The following is a 17,395-nucleotide window of genomic DNA, read 5'->3' as shown; positions in this document are numbered from 1 at the left end:
TCGAACCTTCCCTGATATCAGCACAGTCATCAGCGCCTATACGAAACAATCACAGCGACTATCTCAAATAGCGAGAAATCCGGCCGGTGTCTCGGGAAGACCAGCGACGTCCCGGTGGCGATGATCCGGTCGCCGGCCACGCTGGACTCCGGACTCGACGTGCGGCCGCGCTGGTCGGCGGGCCGCTCACCGCCGTACCGGCACCGCGCTCAGAAGCCTCGAAAGACACCGTCCGGGCCGGCCGCCCGGGCGAACTCGAAAAAGTCCATGTTCGCGATCGACAGGTTGTTCTCGATCGCCTGGACCTGGCGGGGCGGTGTCCTGAACGGACCCGACCCGTCGCCGTCGTTCAGATTGATGACGAGCAGCGGATGCTCCGGCAGCGAGACGGTGACAGCGTCGACGACGAACACCACCGGGTGTCGGTACCGATGCGGGTAGGCGCGGGGGTAGCCGGCCGCGATGGCAGCACCGTCGAGACCGACCAGCTCACGGTCCTCGACGAACTCGACACGGGCCAGGAAGCCCTCGTCCGTGGGGCTGACGATCTCGTCCTTGAGCCGCTCCCACCCACCATCGTCGCGGAAGTCCGCACGAACGACCGGCACACACCACGTCGCTGGCAGACGAGCCATCGGTGAAGCGTAGCGAGACCGGACTTCCCCGCGATCGTGACCGGGGCGCGACGCCTCGACCGACCACGTCGATGGCCGGAAAGGACGCGGCGTAAGAGTTCCGCAAGGGTTTCGCGACCGGCTGGGCGGCTGCCGTGGTCGTACGCTGCGGGGGTGAGAGAACGACTCTTCCGGTCGCCGGTAGCTCGGGCCACTCTCGCCGCCGCTGTTGTCGTGGCGGTACTGGCCCTCTACTGGTTCCAGCCGTGGAAGCTGTTCACCGACACGTACGTCGACGACGCGATTCCCCCGGCGGCGGCGCCCTCGACAGTTGCCGCGCCCGCGGCCCCGTCCTCCCCGATCCCGTCCCTCACGGCCGCGTCGCCCGCACCGGCCGGAGGCGAGATCCTGACCGCCGGCGAATTCGTCACCCACGAGCACCGGACGACCGGCACCGCAGAGATCCACCGGCTCGCCGACGGACGCCACCGGTTGGTCATTCGAGACCTGAACACCTCGAACGGCCCGGACCTGCGGGTGTGGCTGACCGACCAACAGGTCATTCCCGGCACTGCCGGCTGGCGCGTGTTCGATGACGGCGAATGGGTCGAGCTGGCCCGACTCAAGGGCAACAGGGGCAACCAGGTGTACGAGCTGCCGTCCTCTGTCGACCCCCGCGACTTCCGCAGCGTCGCCATCTGGTGCAAGCGATTCGCTGTCTCCTTCGGCGCTGCCGATCTCACAAGCGCCTGACCGGGGTGGTGCTGACAGCTGCGGCCAGCGAGCCGACACGTGCCCGGGTCGGCTAGCCCGCCGAGACCGAGACGTGCGCGGTGACGATCCGCCAGCCGACGGGCAGGCGTACCCAGGTCTGGGTCTGCCGACCGGTGGCGGCGGTGCCGGCGCACCCGAATCGGGTCGTCACGACCGCCAGGTCCGCACCGAACGTGGTGACCACCGGATCGACCAGCCGGCGACCGGCCGGCAGTGGTGGCTGCGCGGCCCGCCACTTGCGCTGCTCGTCCAACCCGTACTGGTGGTCGGCGAGGCCGAACCGGACGGTCTGGTCGGAGTCCCAGAAGTACCCGCAGATCTCCTCGGCGTCGCCGTCGGTAAGCGCCCGCTCGTAGTCGGCGAAGGCCGCCGTCACCTCGGCGACCACGTCCGTCCGGTCGATCTCCATGCGGTAGGTCCCTTCGATCCGGTGGGTCGGGAACTGGGCGGCCCGGTCGGTGGCCGTGCCGCCCCCGACCGGGCTCGTCGGCTCAGCCACTCACTGCCGACGTCCGCCGCTCGGCCTCGGACCGGTCGGCGTCGGCGTCGGTGTCGGCCGGGCCGGGCTCCCGGTCCAGTTCGGCCTCATCCGGGTCGGGTTCGCGGGGCGTCGGGCGACCCAACGCGAAGATCACGCAGATCGCCGCGACGAAGAGGTAGCCGAGGGCCACCTGGCCGTTGGCGTTCCACTCGATCCGCTCGGCGTGGATCAGCCCGATGAACGACAGCAGCGCCCCGGCGCCGGCGAAGATCGCGGCCCGGAGGAACCGCTTGTCGATGATGAAGACCACCACCGCGCCGAGCACCAGGCCGGCGAGGATCGCACCCTGACCGAGCACCAGCAGCCCGTCGTAGATCACCCCGGCGCCGTTGAGCGCGTCGTCGCCGACCGCGGCGGCGGTGGTACCGGCCGCCGCCAACGCGTTGTCGATCTGCCCGGTGGCCCAGGCCGCGATGTTCGGGATCAGCGCGGCGACCACGGCGGCGGCATGCGCTCGGGGCGTCGCCTGGAACGCCTGCGCCCCGATCAGCAGGCCGATGTAGAGCAGGATCGGGACGATCGCCGCCGTCGGGAAGATCGCGCCGAGCAGCCCGAACATGCCGAGGAAACAGAGCACCGCGATCACCACGCCGGTCGCCATCGAGTAGCCGCTGCGTCCACCGGCGGCCTTCCATCCCGGATGCCCGACGTAGACGGCCGGCGGGAACGGCGAGCCGAGCGCCGCCCCGATCACCGCGCCCGCGCCGTCGGCAAGCAGCACGCTGCGCAGGTTGTAGTTGTCCCCCGCGGTGGCGGCGCTCTCCACGTTCGTCATGCCCTCGGTGAAGTTGTAGACGCCGAGCGGGATCGCCGTCGCCAGCAGCGGCGCCATGTCCGCCAGCCCGGTGAGGAGCAGATCAAGCTTGACCGAGGGTACGGCGATCGCGATGTCCCGGGCCGCGGCCGTGACGTCCGGCACCGACATCGCCCCGCCGGCCCAGCCGATCGCGGTGCCGAGCAGCAGCGCGGCGAGCCCGATCGGAAAGTTGAACGGCAGCTTCACGTCGGTGAGCAGACCGATCAGCAGCAACGCGAAGACCGGCAGGGCCACCCAGGCCATCCGCCACATCTGCCCGGCCGGGTTCATCGAGATGAACGTGATGGAGATGCCCGCGAGGGTGCCGAGCAACGCGGCCCGGGGCGCGTACCGGCGGATGTACGGCCCGACGAACGCGCCGATCAACACGATCACGCCGATGATGAAGGCCCACGCCAGCCCGGCCTCCCAGGCCCGCACGGGATCCTGGGTACGCAGGTAGATCGGCAGCATGATGACGAAGATGACGATGAACATGTGCGGCACGCTGGGCCCGTACGGCAGGGCCGTCACGTCGCTGCGCTGCTCCCGGCGGGCCAGCCGACGGGCCAGATAGGTGTAGTAGATGTTGCCGGCGACCAGGGCGATGCCCAGCGCCGGCAGGATGGTGCCGAACACCTCCCCCTCGGGCAGGTTCACCACGGCGAGGCAGAGCCCGGTCAGGGTGAGCACGTTGACCAGGACGTTGACGCCGAAGCCGAAGAACGCGTTGGTGTCGCCGCGCACCCAGTACGGGAGCGGGGCGGCGGTGGACTTGGTCGAGACCATGGCTGCTCCCGGTCAGGAAGAGGGTTGCAACACTCCGGTGGTGGGCAGCGCGGCGCGTACCTGCGCCGAGTCGGCGACCCACCCGAAGATCCCGCCCTGGGCGGCGATCATGTCGAGCCCGACCCGCTGGAACTCCGGGAAGTAGGACCCGACGCAGTCGGCGAGCACGAGGCACTCGTACCCGCGGTCGTTCGCCTCCCGGACCGTGGTGTGTACGCACACCTCGGTGGTGACCCCGGTGACCAGGAGACTGCGGATGCCCCGCTCGACGAGCAGGCCGTCCAGTTCGGTGGCGTAGAAGGCGCCCTTGCCGGGTTTGTCGATGACCAGCTCGTCGGGCAGCGGTGCCAACTCGTCGATGATGTCGTGGCCGTACTCGCCGCGGATCAGGATCCGACCCTTCGGTCCGAGGTCACCTATCCGCCGGCTGGGCGCCCCGCGGCTGAGCTTGGCCGGCGGGCAGTCGGACAGGTCGGGCAGGTGCCCCTCACGGGTGTGCACGATGGTCAGGCCGACGGCACGGGCGTCGGCGAGCAGCGCCGCGAGTGGTGCGATGACGCGACGCAACTGGCGCACGTCGTTGCCCAGGCTCGCCCCGAACCCGCCGGGTTCCAGGAAGTCGCGCTGCATGTCGATGACGAGCAGCGCTGTGGTCGACAGGTCGAAGGCGTACGGGCCTGGTCGGGCGGCCGGAATGGTCAACATGGGCGCACCTCACTGGGCCGTGGCGGCGATGACGTCGTCGGATGTGGTGACGCAGCCGAAGACGCCGCCCTGCATGGTGACCATGTGCAGTGCGGCGTCGTGGTTGGCCTTGTCGGTGGCGCCGGTGCAGTCGGAGAGGATCAGGCACTCGTATCCCCTGTCGTTCGCCTCGCGCATCGTGGTGTGCACGCAGACGTCAGTGGTGATGCCGGTGAGGATCAGGTGGGTGATGCCCCGGGTGCGGAGCACCAGGTCGAGGTTCGTGGCGTAGAAGGCGCCCTTGCCCGGCTTGTCGATGATCACCTCGCCGGCCACCGGGGCGACCTCGGGCACGATCTCCCAGCCCGGCTCGCCCCTGATCAGGATCCGTCCGGCCGGGCCGGCCGTGCCGATCTCGGCGCCGATCCGCGCCGACCGCCACCGCTTGTTCGCCGGCAGGTCCGACAGTTGCGGGTCGTGCCCCTCCCGGGTGTGCACGACGAGCATGCCGAGCGATCGGGCGTGTGCCAGCAGCCGGGCGGTGGCCGGCAGGCCGGCCCGGGTGAGGCCGATGTCGTATCCCATCGCGTCGACGTAGCCGCCCGGACCGCAGAAGTCGGTCTGCCAGTCGATGCAGAGCAGTGCGGTACGCGCGGTGTCCGCCGCGCCGTCGTACGGCCACGGGTAGGGGTTGGCCGGTACCGGTCCGATGCTGCCCATCCTTCCGCCTCCTGTCGTCATCGCTGGTGCCTGTCCGCCCTACCGTCGGGCGACGGCCTGCCGGTAGGCCCGCCACCCGCCGGTGGCGCTGATGTCCTCGGCCGGTGGGCCGGCGGCGTACGCCTCGCAGAGGAAACCGAGCACGTCGCGCCCGTCGTCGAGGCGGACCCAGCCGAGCGAGAGCGGGGCCGGGACCCCGGCCAGCAACCCGCCGACCGCGGTGCCGGGCAGTCGCCACAGCTCGACCTCGATCGGGTGGCCGTCCGGCCCGTCCGACGCCACCCGGACCAGGCCGGGCAGCCCTTCGCCGTCCGGCGTGTCCATCCGGAAGAGCCGGTAGAGCGGCGCGGTGCGGGCGGTGTCGACGAGGGCGGCACCGTGCCCGATCAGCTCACCGTTGCGGGACTCACCCGTCAGGTGCCGGCCCACCACGGCGATCAGCAGCTCCGCCGGACGCTGCGCCGACGGTGGGCCGACCTCGACAGTCCGGGTCGGCGTGCCGCCGTCGGTGAGGGTGGCGGCCAGCCGGGCCAAAGTGGTGTCGCTGAACGCCGGGCCGACCAGGGTCAGGCTCGCCGGGCGGCCGGTGCTGGTGAACCCGTTGGGTACGGTCACCGCGGCCAGGTCGAGCAGGTTCGCGAACTGGGTGTAGCGGCCGAGCATGGCGTTGCGTCCGATCGGATCCTCGGCGATCTCGTCGAGCGTGAACGTGGTGCCGACGGTGGGCACGACAAGCACGTCGATGTCCTGCCAGAGGTGGTCGACCTGTGCGCGCAGCTCGCGCAGGCGGTGCTGGCCCCGGAAGGCGTCGACGGCGTCGTAGCGCCGCCCGGTCTCCAACACGGTCCGGGTGACCGCCAGGACCGACTCGGGATGCGAGCGCAGGAAGCCGCCGAGCGCGACGAGTCGCTCGGCGACCCAGGGTCCCCGGTAGAGCAGGTCGCCCGCCTCGAAGAAGGCGCCGAGCGGCACCGACCGGGAGGTCCCGACGAAGGTGCGCAGCCGCTGTACCCCCGCGACGAACCGGGCTTCCTGCCCGGCGTCGCCGAAGAATTCGAGTTCTTCTGCCCGGGGCACCCCGAGGCGTAGCGTCCCCGGCATGCGGGCAACCACCCGCTCCGCCGGCAGCGGACGCCCCCAGGGGTCGGCCGCCGTGACGCCACGGGCGGCGTGCAACACCTCGACGGCGCTGCCGACGTCGGCGGCGAAGACCGACACGCAGTCGAGCGATCGGCAGGCCGGCACCACACCGGCGGCGCTGAGCAGGCCCCGGGTGGGCTTGAGGCCGACGATCCCGTTCAGCGCCGCCGGCACCCGGCCGGAGCCGGCGGTGTCCGTACCCAGGGCGAAGCTGACCTGGCCGGCGGCGACCGCGACGGCGGAGCCGGAGCTGGAGCCGCCGGAGATCAGCCCGCCGCCGAAGACGCTCTGGCAACTGCCGTACGGCGAGCGGGCGCCGGTCAGCCCGGTGGCGAACTGGTCGAGGTTGGTCTTGCCGACGAGCATCGCGCCGGCGTCGAGCAGCCGGCGCACCACCGGCGCGTCCTCGGCCGCCCGGTACCCGAAGTCGGGGCAGCCGGCGGTGGTGATCATGCCGGCCACGTCGATGTTGTCCTTCACCGCGAACGGGATGCCGTACAGCGGCAGCGCGGGATCGCCGTGGCGGGTCAGCGCCTCGGCGCGGTCCCGCAGCCGGTCCGCCGGGACGGTGCTGATCCACACCGGTCCCTCGTCGCGTCCGGCGAGCCCGTCCAGGACGCGCTCGGCCTGGCCCGTCGGGGTCAGGGTGCCATCGCGATACGCCGATCGAAGCTCCGAAATGGACCCCACTGGCTTTGGCATACAGTCGATTGTCGACAGTACTGTTTCAGAATCCCGCGCCCTGTGTAACGACGCCGTGACGGCACTCGGGCTGCCGCACGACTGATGCCGCACCCCTGATGCCGCGCCCGCAGTCGGTCGGCGGCCGGGCCGGCTGTCCGACCGTGTCCAGCCACGTCCAACATCCCCCTCGCCGCACCCGCCCGATTGCGAGGATTGCCGTCCGGTCCGGGCCGTCCGGCTCCTGACCCAGCCGACCAGTCCCCCTCGTGATGGGAGCGGTGCATGTCAGAACGTGTTGTCAGCCCCCCGCGTACGACAAGACCAAGCCGCAGGTCACTGCTCGCCACGACACTCGCCGTCGTGGCGTCGGTGGCCTTCGTTCCGACGGCGGCGGCGGCCGGTCCGGTCGACCGGCCGGCCCGACCCGGAGGCGCGGCGGACCCGGCCCGAACCGACGGCCGGGCCGCCCTGTCCCCCAGCGGCGGCGCCGCCGACCGGGACCGGGCGGGTGGGGCGGCGGACATGGCCGCGGCGATCGCCGAGCAGCGGGGCATCAGCCGTGCTGCCGCCGACAAGCTGCTCAGCGCCGAGAACGCGAACGTGCGACTGGCCAACCAGTTGACCACCGAGCTGGGTGCCAGCTCGGGCGGCGCGTACCTGTCCGGCGGCGACCTCGTCGTCACGGTCACCGACGCCGCGGCTGCCGCGAAGGTGACCGCCGCCGGTGCGAAGGCACGCCTCGTCGCCCGCGGCGAACGGCAACTCCAGAGCATCCAGCGGGCACTGGAAGCCACACCGAGCGAGCCGGACACGACCTGGGGGGTGGACCCGGCGACCAACCAGGTGGTGGTGAGCCTGCCGGCGACGGGGACGAAGAACACCGCGCAACGCTCGGCGGCGCGCAAGTTCGGCGCGGCGGTCCGGTTCGAGACCAGCACCGGTGAGATCCAGCCGAACGTCGGGATCTCCAGCGGGGACGCGATGGGCGGCTGCTCGGTCGGCTTCACCGCCACCGACTTCACCTTCAACTACATCATCACGGCCGGCCACTGCACCCAGGGCTTCCCACACTGGACCCTGCCGAACGGGCAGGACGTCGGGCCATCGCTGGAGAGCAACTACCCGGAGGACGACTACGGCCTGGTCTGGATGAACGGTGCGTCGGTCTGGGCGACCGGCACCATCAACCTCTGGAACAACACGAGCCGGAGCATCCACGGTTGGGCGACGGCGGTGAGCGGGCTGTCGGTCTGCAACTCGGGCAGGACCACCGGGTTCAGGTGCGGCACCGTGCTCAAGACCAACGTGACGGTCAACGGCGCGGGCGGCACCGTACGCCAGATGATCGAGACCAACATCTGCACCCTCGGCGGCGACAGCGGTGGGCCGCTCTTCGCAAGCAACACCGGGTACGGGCTGAACTCGCACGCCAACCGGGTCGGCAGCCAGTGCAACTCCTCGCCGCGGACCTGGCACCAGCCGGTGGGAGAGGCGATAAACGCGTACCAGGTCGTCATCTACGGTGCGCCGTGACGAGCGGCGACGAGCGAAGGAGACAGCGATGAGAAGCGCATTCACCAGAGCCGCACGCCTCACCGCCGCGGCCGTCACGACGACGGCGGTGGCCCTGACCGTGGCCGTCGGCCCGGCTCAGGCGGACCTCTGGCAGCACACCGACGGGTTCGAGGGGAACCCCGCAGCGGTGTGGGAGTTCCACCGCTCCGGCGCCGGGAGCGGCGCCTTCGAACTGGGCACGGGCACGGCCCGGTCCGGTTCGAACAACGCCATTCTCACCACCTCGACCGGCGGCTGGTCCGGGGTGGGCAAGCTGCTCACCGTACGACCGCGCACCGCCGGGCACTCCACCACCTGCGGCGGCGGGTTCTTCGTCCGGGCGGTCAGCGGGCCGGCGGTGCTCAACGTCGAGGTGATCGATCCGGCGAGCTGGACCTATCTCGCGCTGCGTACCGTGCGCATCACCGACACCACCTGGCGGCGGCACGACGTGGCCAGCTACACGAACGGCCCGAGCCAGGTGTTCGTCCGGGTCTCCCTGCTCGGTGGCAGCGGTGCCGTCCGGGTGGACGACATGGCCTTCCAGTGCACCTTCTTCAGCTCCTGAACCACTCGACCACAGCGGGGCCGGCGCTGGTGGCGCCGGCCCCGCACCGGCCCGCCGAGCCGGGCGGGCCATCCCGACCGGCGTCGGCTGGCTCCGGATACTCAGGACGGCAGATGAGTATCCGCCGTCAGGCGCCGGACTCGAAGATCCAATAGCGTGGGCGCGTGGTGACATTCCTGCGTCGGTGGACGCTACGGTTCGCGAGCTTCGCCCTGACCTGGCTCTACACGCTGTACCGGATCCATCCGGCGATGTGGCGGCTCACCGCCCGTCAGTACCGTCCGTACCTCGGTCGCTTCGCCCGGCTGCACGCCTGGATGACCTGCCAGTTCGCCGCGATCGACGTGCCCGCGTACGGCGACTTCCTGCGCCGCAACAACTGGCGGTTCCGGTGGTTCGACCTGTCGACGTACCCACCCACCGACAAGCGGTCCTACGTGCAGGCGTACCCGGAGGCGCAGCGGTGCTGGCACGGCGAGATCGAGATCGTCGGCAGCGTGGTCGACGAGTCGTCGGGTTCGTCCGGCCAGCCGTTCAACTGGATCCGCAGCCGCCGCGAGTTGCGCTCGGTGCACAAGAACCTGGCCGGCTACGCGACAATGGTGTTTCCGTCGAAGCGGCGGTTCGTCATCAACGCGTATTCGATGGGTGCCTGGGCCACCGGGACCAACACCGGCATCGCGATGTCCACGATCGCCATGGTGAAGAACACCGGTCCGGACCTGCAGAAGATCGTCGACACCCTGCGATACTTCGGACCCGGCTTCGACTACATCGTCACCGCGTACCCCCCGTTCCTCAAGCACCTGCGCGACAAGCTCGACGCCGAGGACTTCCCGTGGGCGGAATACCGCATCAGCGGCCTGGTCGGCGGTGAGGGGATGACCGAGGCGCTGCGCGACTATCTGCAGGAACGGTTCGTCAAGGTGCGCTCCGGCTACGGGGCCAGCGACCTCACCATCGGCATCGCCGGTGAGAGCGACTTCAGCGTCTGGGTCCGCCGACGGCTGCGGACCGACGTGGCACTGCGCACCGCCCTGCTCGGGGCCGACGAGCATCGGCTGCCGATGGTCTTCCAGTACAACCCCCTCGAGACGTACCTGGAGACCACAGCGGACCAGGAGGTGCTCTGCACGATCAACTCGACGGCGGTGCTCAATCCCCGGGTCCGCTACAACATCGGCGACGAGGGCCGGCTGGTGTCGTACCCGGACGTCGTGGCCGCCATCGTCGACCCCGAGGCGCGGGCCGACGCGGAGCGCGCCTGGCGGGTGGACCGGATGCGGTTGCCGCTGCTGTTCCTGTACGGCCGCAAGGACAGCACCATCTCCTACATGGGCGCCAACATCTACCCGCAGGACGTCGAGTACGGCCTCTACACCGGCAATGCGCAGGCGCACCTGCTGCAGAGCTTCTGCCTGGAGTTGACCGAGCAGGCCGACCTGGAGAGCCGGCCGGTCGTGCACCTGCAACTTCGCGAGCACCTGACACTCGACTCCGCTGAGCGGCGAAGCCTCGTGGACACCTGCCGGGCCGGGGTCCTGCGTCACCTCGCCGAGGTCAGTCGGGATTTCGCCGAGTCCCTCGCCGAGGATCCGTCCGCCGCCGACCTGCGGGTGACGGTCCACGAGTTCGGCACCGGACCGTTCGCCGACGCCGCCTCTAAGATCAAGAACGTGTACCTGGTAAAGGGCGTGACGGTGTGAGGACCAGCGACTTCTCGGCCGCGCCCGCGGTGGGCCAGGCGACAGCCATGTTCGTCGGCGCCACCCGCTACCGGGGGCCGCGCTCCATCCTCACGCTCACCCGGGTGTGGTTCCGGATGGTCCGGCAGATGAAGCGGATGGACGGCTACCGGTGGCACACCGTGTATTACCAGTTCCCGTTCACGCTCGGCACCATCGCCTTCTTCAGCGACCGTGACGCGCTGCTGAAGTTCGCCCGCAGCCGCCACCACCGCGACCTCATGTGCTGGGTGACCGAGCACGGCACGAAGAACGCCACAGGCGGCTACATCCGGCTGTACAACGCCGAGCCCGAGGGCTACAGCAACGGTGTCTGGCGCGCCGAGTCGAACGACATGGCCCACATCCCGACCTTCACCCCGCTGTCCACCGAGACGTCCGGCCCGGCGGTGCATCGCGGATGAGACTGGCTCCCGTGCAGTCGCGGGCCGACCTGCGGGCGTTCGTCGACTTCCCGCTCCGGCTCCACCCGACCGACAGGTACGTGCCCCTGCTGGCATCGGTCATCGCAGCCCACCGCCGCACCGCCGAGCTGTTCCTGGTCCGTGACCAACAGGGCGAGGTGGTGGGACGCACAAGCATGCACCGCAGCGCGGCCTTCGACGCCAAGGTGGGCCCTCGACAGTTGTTCGGGCACACCGAGTTCGTCGACGACAACGACGTCTTCGCGGCCATCATGGACGGCGTCGAGGCCAGGGCCGACGGCCTGCCGCTCTTCGGTCCGGTGGCGCTGCTGCCCAACCAGACCGGCGGGGTGATCACCTCCGGCTTCGCCGACCGCGGCTTCGTGGACTCCGCGTGGAACCCCGCCTACTACCCGGACATGTACGAGCGGCACGGCTTCCACCGCCGCTTCGAGGCGGACACCTGGCTTGTCGACCTCAACGGCACGGCCGCCGCCGGTTCCCCGGCCCGCGCCGGCCACGACCACGGGTTCGCCTTCGACGACGCCCGGATCGCCGCCGAACAGCTGGTCATCCGGCGCGGCTCCCGGTGGCGACTGCACCGCCAACTGCCGATCCTGCGGCGGATGCTCAACGCGAGCTTCGCCCAACTCGGCTACTACACCCCCATCAGCGCCGATCAGCTGGCCGAGCAGACAGACGGTCTGGCGTTCCTGCTCGACGAGGCGCTGCTGCTCTGGCTGGAGAAGGCCGGCCGGCCCGTCGCGTTCGTCGTCACCGTGCCGGACATCTCCGAGTACCTGATGAGCGTCGGCGGCCGGCTCGGCGTCGTCAATCAGCTCCGCCTGCTCGCCACCCGCGACCGGTACCGGCGGGATGCCGTCCTCATCATCAAGGGCACAGTGCCCGACGAGCAGGGCAACGGGTACCTGACGCTGCTGTCCAGGGAGCTGCACCGCAACCTCGCCAACAACGGGTACCGCACCCTGCGCAGCACCTTCGTCGAACGGACGAACGTCGCCTCGGCCGCCCAGTACCGGCGCGCCGGCGGGCGGCCACTGCACGGGTACGCCTTCTACGAGCGAGCGGGGGCGGCGTGAGCTGGGTGGAGGAGTTGCGGGCCAACGCGGCGATCTGCAACCGGGCACCGAGCGCGCACAACACGCAGCCGTGGCGACCGGAATACCACGCCGACAGGATTGTCATCGCTGTGGACCCCGCCCGCCGGCTGCCCGACTCCGACCCGACCGGCCGCGATCTGGCCCTCGGCATCGGCGCATTCGTGGAGACCTGCCTCATCGTCTCCGCCGAACTCGGCCTGAACGTCACGGTGGCCCCCGGTCCGCAACTGGTCCCCGCGGCGACCCGCTACCCGACGCCGTTCACCATCGCCGACGTCGAGGCCCGTCGGGTCGCCCGTGGCCGATACGCGCCCGGGCAGGTCGACGCCACCGTCATCGCCGCGCTCGGGCCCGGCATCGCGCACGTGCCGACCCGGGAGATCGCAGCGGAGCTGGCGGTCGCCGACCGTTGGATGTTCGGCACCCCGCCGGTCGCCGTCGAGTTGCGCGACTGGCTCCGACTGAGCCCACATCACCCTCGATACCACCTCGACGGACTCACCGACCGGGCGCTCACCCTGTCCCGGGCCGAGGCGTGGTTCCTGTCCACCGCGCTTCGCGCGTACCCGGTCACCCGCCGGATGGGCCTGCCGGCGTTGCTGGCCGCCAGCGGTCGTGGTCTGTTGCGCTACGACGGCAGCGTCCTGGTCCTGCTCGCCACCGACGCCGACCACGTCGCCGCGGGCAGACGTCTGCTGCGTACGTGGCTGACGCTCGCCCGGCACGGCCTGGCGGTCCACCCACTCAGCCAGCTCATCGACTGCCCGGCGACGGCCGGTTGGCTCGCCGAGCGGGTGGACGGGCAGCCCCTGGCGGTGTTTCGCGTCGGTCGGCCCCTCGCCGAGCCGGTCCGCTCGGCCCGACGCTAGCGGGTCGTCCCCGGCCCATCCGCACCGTCGCCGCCGCGTCGATGCTGATCCCGACGCCGTGGACCGCCACCGCTTCCGGCCGCCGGCCCACTCCCGCGAGCGCTACCGACCGAGGTACGAACGCGCCCCGTGCCCGGCGAGCACGGTGAGCACCTCCTCCGGGTCTCCCCCGGCGACCGCCTCGAACAGCCGCTCGTGCCGGTGGACCCCGTCCAGCGGCTGCGCCAGCTCCGCCTCCCGGCGCAGGTTGATCGCCATGTAGAGCTGCAACTTCACAAGGATCGAGCCGTACACGGCAGACAGTTGCCGGTTACCGGCGAGCGCCACAAGCGCGACGTGGAACTCCCGGTGCGACTCGGCGACCGCCATCCGGTCACCGGCCCGGGTCGCCTCCCGCATCTGGTCCAGGGCCGCCCGCAACCCGGCCAGGTCGCCTTCCCGGCCGACCGGGACCCCGGCCCGGACCGAAAACTGTTCCAGCATGTCGCGCAACTCGTACAGCTCCCGCACGTCGCGGTCCGACAGGGTGGCCACCCGGACGCCCCGCCGCGGCACATGCTCGACCAACCCCTGCTGGGCCAGCAACCGCAGCGCCTCCCGCAACGGAGCCCGGCTGATCCCCAGCCGGCGGGTCAGCTGCTCCTCCACCAGGCGTTCACCCGGGTCGCTCTTGCCACTGAGGATCTCCCGGGTCAGCCGAGAGACGGCGAGGTCCACCAGGCTGACACTCTCCAGCGCACCATCCACCGGCGATGCGGCCACGTCGTTCACGCCGATGAGTCTGCCACCTGCCCCCGCCGCCGCCGGTGTGGGCGGGTCGCCCGGGGTGGCACAGGGGGAACGGACTGACGCACCACGGCCACCCCCGGCCGTGCCTGCCGGGCTGACGCACCGAGCGGGTTCATACCTGTGGCACAGGGTCCGTCGGAGCGACCGACGGCCGCAAGCCGTCGAACAGGACGGCCACCGCACGATCGAGCACCGGACCGGAGTAGTCGCCGGTCTCCGCCGCCATGCTGGCCCCTCGGAGCAGGGCGAGTATCTCGAGCATACCGATGTCGGGACGGACGGCACCTGCGCGCTGGCCGCGGTGCAGGAGGTCCGCCAGCGCGTCGCGCATCTGTGCTCGCTGGTCCGTCTGCTCCGCCTTGATGTCCACTCCGGCGTCCTGCAACGCGTCGGTCAGAGCCTTCTTGCTTGCCGCATCCGCGACGATCCTCGCGAAGAAGGTGAAGAACGCCGTCTGGGGCTCTGCACACGCCCGCAACCGGGCCGCCTCCTGAAGAAGCAGGTCGACACGGGCCGAGACGATGGCCGCGTACAAGGCCTCCTTGGTGGCGAAGTGTCGATACACGGTGCCGACCCCGACTCCGGCCCGCCGGGCGATCTCGTCCATACGGGCCGCCAAGCCCTGTTCGCCGAGGACGGCCTCGGCCGCCGCGAGCACTTTCGTTCGGTTGCGTGCTGCATCGGAACGCATCATGCCCACGCCGCCGAGGGCCGCACCGTTGACAAACGGAATCCAGGTTCCATATCTTCAAGCGGAATCACGATTCCGATTCTACGAGGGTGGCATGGACTACACCACACTGGGCCGATCCGGTCTCCGCGTCTCCCAAGCCTGCCTGGGCACGATGAACTTCGGCAGCGACCCGCAAGCCCCAACCCCGGAACCCGAGGCCCGGCGCATCATCGACGCGTTCCTCGACACTGGTCACAACTTCATCGACACCGCGGACACCTACCGGGGTGGCACCAGCGAAGAAGTCGTGGGCCGGGCCATCGCACACCGTCGTGCCGACGTCGTCCTGGCCACCAAAGCGGCAGCGCCGCAAGGCACCGACCCCAACAACCGCGGCCTGTCCCGCGTACATCTGACACGCGCCCTGGAAGCGAGCCTGCGCCGACTCGGCACCGACTACGTCGACCTGTACCAGTGCCACGTTCCTGACCCGGACACCCCGATCGAAGAGACAATGACGACGCTCGACGGTTTCGTACGCTCCGGCAAGGTCCGGTATCTGGGCTGTTCGAACTTCACCGCCGCAGGCATCGTCGGCGCCCAATGGGCCGCGCAACGCACCGGCGCCATGCCCCTCGTCAGCCTGCAGGCCAACTACTCCCTGATCATGCGGGCCATCGAAGCCGAGATCATGCCCACCTGCCAGCAATACGGGCTCGGCATCGTCGCGTACAGCCCACTCGGCAGCGGCCTGCTCGCCGGGCGATACCAGCGAGGCGCCGCACCCGCCGAGGGATCGAGACTCGCCCAGTGGGCAGCCATGCCCAGCCCGATGGCACGCGCATTCGTAAGAGGCCTGCTCGCCGAACCCCACTTTGACATCGCCGACGAAGTGGCCACCCTCGCCGCCGAACTGGAGACGACCGGGCCAACGATCGCGCTGGCCTGGATCAAGAGCAAACCCGAGATCACCTCGCTGATCATCGGCCCACGCTCAGCCGATCAACTGACTGCGAACCTCGCCAGCCTGGCGTTCAACCTGCCCGACTCCGTGTCGGCCCGCTTGGCCGCCGTCAGCCGATCCACAGTGATCCCTCCAGTCACCGGCCAGCACAACGCCGCTTGACTCGGCGACTCCATCCAGGTGCGCCACCGTCCACACCTCCCGGCCCGGTGGCTCGGACCAGCACCGCAGCAGCTCAGCCATCGCGACCCGACATGACCGCCGGTCCAGACCGCCGGTCCAGACCGCCGGTCCGCATGGCGTCCCGTCACCACGACAACGTCATACGTCACACGATGATGCTAATCTATTTCCGCGCGGTAAACGGATCTTCGACTGGTGGAAGGATCGCGATGGCATCGGATCGGTCGACAACCGGCTCCGCGTGCACGCGTCGTACCGACCGCCTGTCACATCCCCGCCCTTGCGGCAGGAGGCACACCCGTCGTGCCGGGACGACGGGCGCGCACCGCCGCGATGCCAGTGCGGACGTCGGCAGCGCCATGTCCGGCCCCGCCAATCCACGCAAACCCAAGGAGGTTCGACTGTGCCACTTCGTAAGCTCTCCGCCCCCTGGATAGGGGCGGCCATGGCCCTCATGGTGCTGGTCGCCGTCGGGGCGTCCGTCATCATGACCGGTGGTTCCGCGGCTGCGGCCACCACCGCCGGCTGCGGCAAGGCACCCGGACTGAACAGCGGCACCCACACCATCCAGAGCAGCGGAAAGACCCGCAGTTTCATCCTTCGGCTGCCCGACAGCTACAACAACACCTACCCCCACCGGCTGGCCTTCGGGTTCCACTGGTTGGGCGGCACCGCCGAGCAGGTCGCCTCGGGCGGCACCGACGGAGCCGCGTGGGCCTACTACGGCATGCTCTCCCAGGCGAACAACACGACGATCTTCGTCGCCCCGCAGGGCATCAGCAACGGCTGGGGCAACTCCAACGGTGAGGACGTCACCTTTACCGACGACATGGTCCGGGTGATCGAGAACGCCCTCTGCGTCGACACCACGCAGCTCTTCTCTGTCGGGTTCAGCTACGGCGGCGCGATGAGCTACTCGTTGGCGTGCTCCCGACCGACGGTGTTCCGGGCGGTCGCGGCCATCGCCGCCCCTGGGGCGATCAGCGGCTGCAGCGGCGGCACCCAGCCCGTGGCGTACCTGGGAATTCACGGCATCAACGACAACATCACGAGCGGACGGTCGCTGCGGGACAGGTTCGTCCGGAACAACGGCTGTGCCGCGCAGAACCCGCCCGAACCAGCGCCGGGCAGCCGGACCCACATCACCACCGCCTACTCGTGCCAGGCCGGATATCCGGTGCTCTGGGCCGCGTTCGACGGCGGCCACCAGCAAGGCCCGGTTGATGGGTGTGCCGGCTGCGAGAGCGGCGCGCGGAGCTGGGTCAAGCAGGAGGTGTGGCGGTTCTTCAGCCAGTTCGGGTCCACAGTGCCGCCCACCACGTCCCCGCCCACCACTCCCCCGCCGTCGAGCCCGCCGCCGGGGCAGCAGAACGTGCTGATCGTGGGTAACCAGTCCGGTCGGTGCATCGACATTCCCAACTCGAGCACCAGCAACGGGACCCGCGCCCAGCTGTGGGACTGCCACGGTCGCACCAACCAGCGCTGGACCCACACCTCCAACCGCACCCTGACCGTCTACGGCAACAAGTGCCTGGACGCCAGCGGGGCGGGCAGCAGCAACGGCACGGCGGTCATCATCTGGGACTGCAACGGCCAGCCCAACCAGCAGTGGAACCTCAACTCCAACGGCACCATCACCGGGGTCCAGTCGGGGCTCTGCCTCGACGCGATCAACTCCGGCACGGGCAATGGCACGCAACTGCACCTATGGGCCTGCCACGGTGGCGCCAACCAGCAGTGGAGCACGCGCAACTAGGCACAACTGCCGAAGACGCGCCGCCCG

At 70.2% G+C, this 17,395-nt stretch carries 17 protein-coding genes; 9 read left to right on the top strand and 8 right to left on the bottom strand.

All coding sequences use genetic code 11. The features are described from left to right. Positions 1-209 precede the first annotated feature (209 nt). On the bottom strand, positions 210-635 hold the full coding sequence (locus AB0B86_RS10390) for a hypothetical protein (RefSeq protein WP_357402184.1): 426 nt from the start codon (positions 633-635) through the stop codon (positions 210-212). A gap of 213 nt (positions 636-848) precedes the next feature. Between AB0B86_RS10390 and AB0B86_RS10385 the strand changes: the two genes are divergently transcribed. Further along, entirely contained in the window at positions 849-1,367 is a 519-nt protein-coding gene (locus tag AB0B86_RS10385; RefSeq protein ID WP_357402407.1) for a DM13 domain-containing protein, read from the top strand. A gap of 52 nt (positions 1,368-1,419) precedes the next feature. On the opposite strand, the gene AB0B86_RS10380 is transcribed toward AB0B86_RS10385, so the two are convergent. From AB0B86_RS10380 to atzF, 5 genes are read right to left on the bottom strand one after another with little or no spacing between them, the layout of a single operon-like run. Further along, positions 1,420-1,887 carry an AtzH-like domain-containing protein gene (locus tag AB0B86_RS10380; protein WP_357402186.1) on the bottom strand — a complete coding sequence of 156 codons (468 nt, stop codon included), beginning with the start codon at positions 1,885-1,887 and terminating at the stop codon, positions 1,420-1,422. Beyond that, a complete protein-coding gene (locus AB0B86_RS10375) occupies positions 1,880-3,514 on the bottom strand; it encodes a regulator (protein ID WP_357402188.1) in 1,635 nt (544 codons plus the stop codon). The genes AB0B86_RS10380 and AB0B86_RS10375 overlap by 8 nt, the downstream gene beginning before the upstream one ends. A gap of 12 nt (positions 3,515-3,526) precedes the next feature. Next, positions 3,527-4,219, bottom strand: a complete 693-nt coding sequence (locus tag AB0B86_RS10370) for a cysteine hydrolase (RefSeq protein ID WP_357402190.1) — start codon at positions 4,217-4,219, stop codon at positions 3,527-3,529. 9 nt (positions 4,220-4,228) lie between these two features. Then, positions 4,229-4,918 (bottom strand): isochorismatase family cysteine hydrolase, encoded by a 690-nt coding sequence (locus tag AB0B86_RS10365; protein WP_357402192.1) that lies wholly within the window; start codon positions 4,916-4,918, stop codon positions 4,229-4,231. Positions 4,919-4,957: 39 nt separating this feature from the next. Continuing rightward, a complete protein-coding gene (gene atzF / locus AB0B86_RS10360) occupies positions 4,958-6,760 on the bottom strand; it encodes an allophanate hydrolase (RefSeq protein WP_357402194.1) in 1,803 nt (600 codons plus the stop codon). A 264-nt stretch (positions 6,761-7,024) separates the two neighbouring features. Here atzF and AB0B86_RS10355 point away from each other — a divergent pair, with 264 nt between their 5' ends. The 6 genes from AB0B86_RS10355 (at position 7,025) to AB0B86_RS10330 (ending at position 13,003) form a co-directional block, all read left to right on the top strand. Beyond that, complete coding sequence (locus tag AB0B86_RS10355) at positions 7,025-8,275, top strand: S1 family peptidase (protein ID WP_357402196.1); 1,251 nt, start codon at positions 7,025-7,027, stop codon at positions 8,273-8,275. A gap of 28 nt (positions 8,276-8,303) precedes the next feature. After that, on the top strand, positions 8,304-8,864 hold the full coding sequence (locus tag AB0B86_RS10350; protein ID WP_357402198.1) for a hypothetical protein: 561 nt from the start codon (positions 8,304-8,306) through the stop codon (positions 8,862-8,864). A gap of 164 nt (positions 8,865-9,028) precedes the next feature. Beyond that, on the top strand, positions 9,029-10,570 hold the full coding sequence (locus tag AB0B86_RS10345; RefSeq protein WP_357402200.1) for a phenylacetate--CoA ligase family protein: 1,542 nt from the start codon (positions 9,029-9,031) through the stop codon (positions 10,568-10,570). Then, positions 10,567-11,013, top strand: coding sequence for a DUF4188 domain-containing protein (locus AB0B86_RS10340; protein ID WP_357402202.1), 447 nt, complete (start codon positions 10,567-10,569; stop codon positions 11,011-11,013). The genes AB0B86_RS10345 and AB0B86_RS10340 overlap by 4 nt, the downstream gene beginning before the upstream one ends. Then, the gene (locus AB0B86_RS10335) at positions 11,010-12,113 is read left to right on the top strand and encodes a hypothetical protein (protein ID WP_357402204.1); all 1,104 of its coding nucleotides are present in this window, start codon (positions 11,010-11,012) and stop codon (positions 12,111-12,113) included. The genes AB0B86_RS10340 and AB0B86_RS10335 overlap by 4 nt, the downstream gene beginning before the upstream one ends. Next, on the top strand, positions 12,110-13,003 hold the full coding sequence (locus AB0B86_RS10330) for a hypothetical protein (RefSeq protein WP_357402206.1): 894 nt from the start codon (positions 12,110-12,112) through the stop codon (positions 13,001-13,003). Before AB0B86_RS10335 ends, AB0B86_RS10330 begins: the two co-directional genes overlap by 4 nt. Positions 13,004-13,105: 102 nt before the next feature. Here AB0B86_RS10330 and AB0B86_RS10325 read toward each other — a convergent pair whose 3' ends face one another. Both AB0B86_RS10325 and AB0B86_RS10320 read right to left on the bottom strand, forming a co-directional pair. Beyond that, entirely contained in the window at positions 13,106-13,774 is a 669-nt protein-coding gene (locus AB0B86_RS10325) for a GntR family transcriptional regulator (protein ID WP_357402208.1), read from the bottom strand. Between the two features lie 130 nt (positions 13,775-13,904). Continuing rightward, a complete protein-coding gene (locus tag AB0B86_RS10320) occupies positions 13,905-14,486 on the bottom strand; it encodes a helix-turn-helix domain-containing protein (protein ID WP_357402409.1) in 582 nt (193 codons plus the stop codon). 91 nt (positions 14,487-14,577) lie between these two features. Between AB0B86_RS10320 and AB0B86_RS10315 the strand changes: the two genes are divergently transcribed. Both AB0B86_RS10315 and AB0B86_RS10310 read left to right on the top strand, forming a co-directional pair. After that, positions 14,578-15,591 (top strand): aldo/keto reductase, encoded by a 1,014-nt coding sequence (locus AB0B86_RS10315; protein ID WP_357402210.1) that lies wholly within the window; start codon positions 14,578-14,580, stop codon positions 15,589-15,591. Positions 15,592-16,066: 475 nt separating this feature from the next. Next, positions 16,067-17,368, top strand: coding sequence for a ricin-type beta-trefoil lectin domain protein (locus AB0B86_RS10310; RefSeq protein WP_357402411.1), 1,302 nt, complete (start codon positions 16,067-16,069; stop codon positions 17,366-17,368). Positions 17,369-17,395 lie beyond the last annotated feature (27 nt).

Origin of the sequence: Micromonospora sp. NPDC049047 (assembly GCF_040649135.1) — a bacterium.
Lineage (GTDB): Bacteria > Actinomycetota > Actinomycetes > Mycobacteriales > Micromonosporaceae > Micromonospora.
The sequence above is the reverse complement of the archived record's forward strand: the minus strand, read 5'-3'. Positions and strand labels throughout refer to the sequence as shown.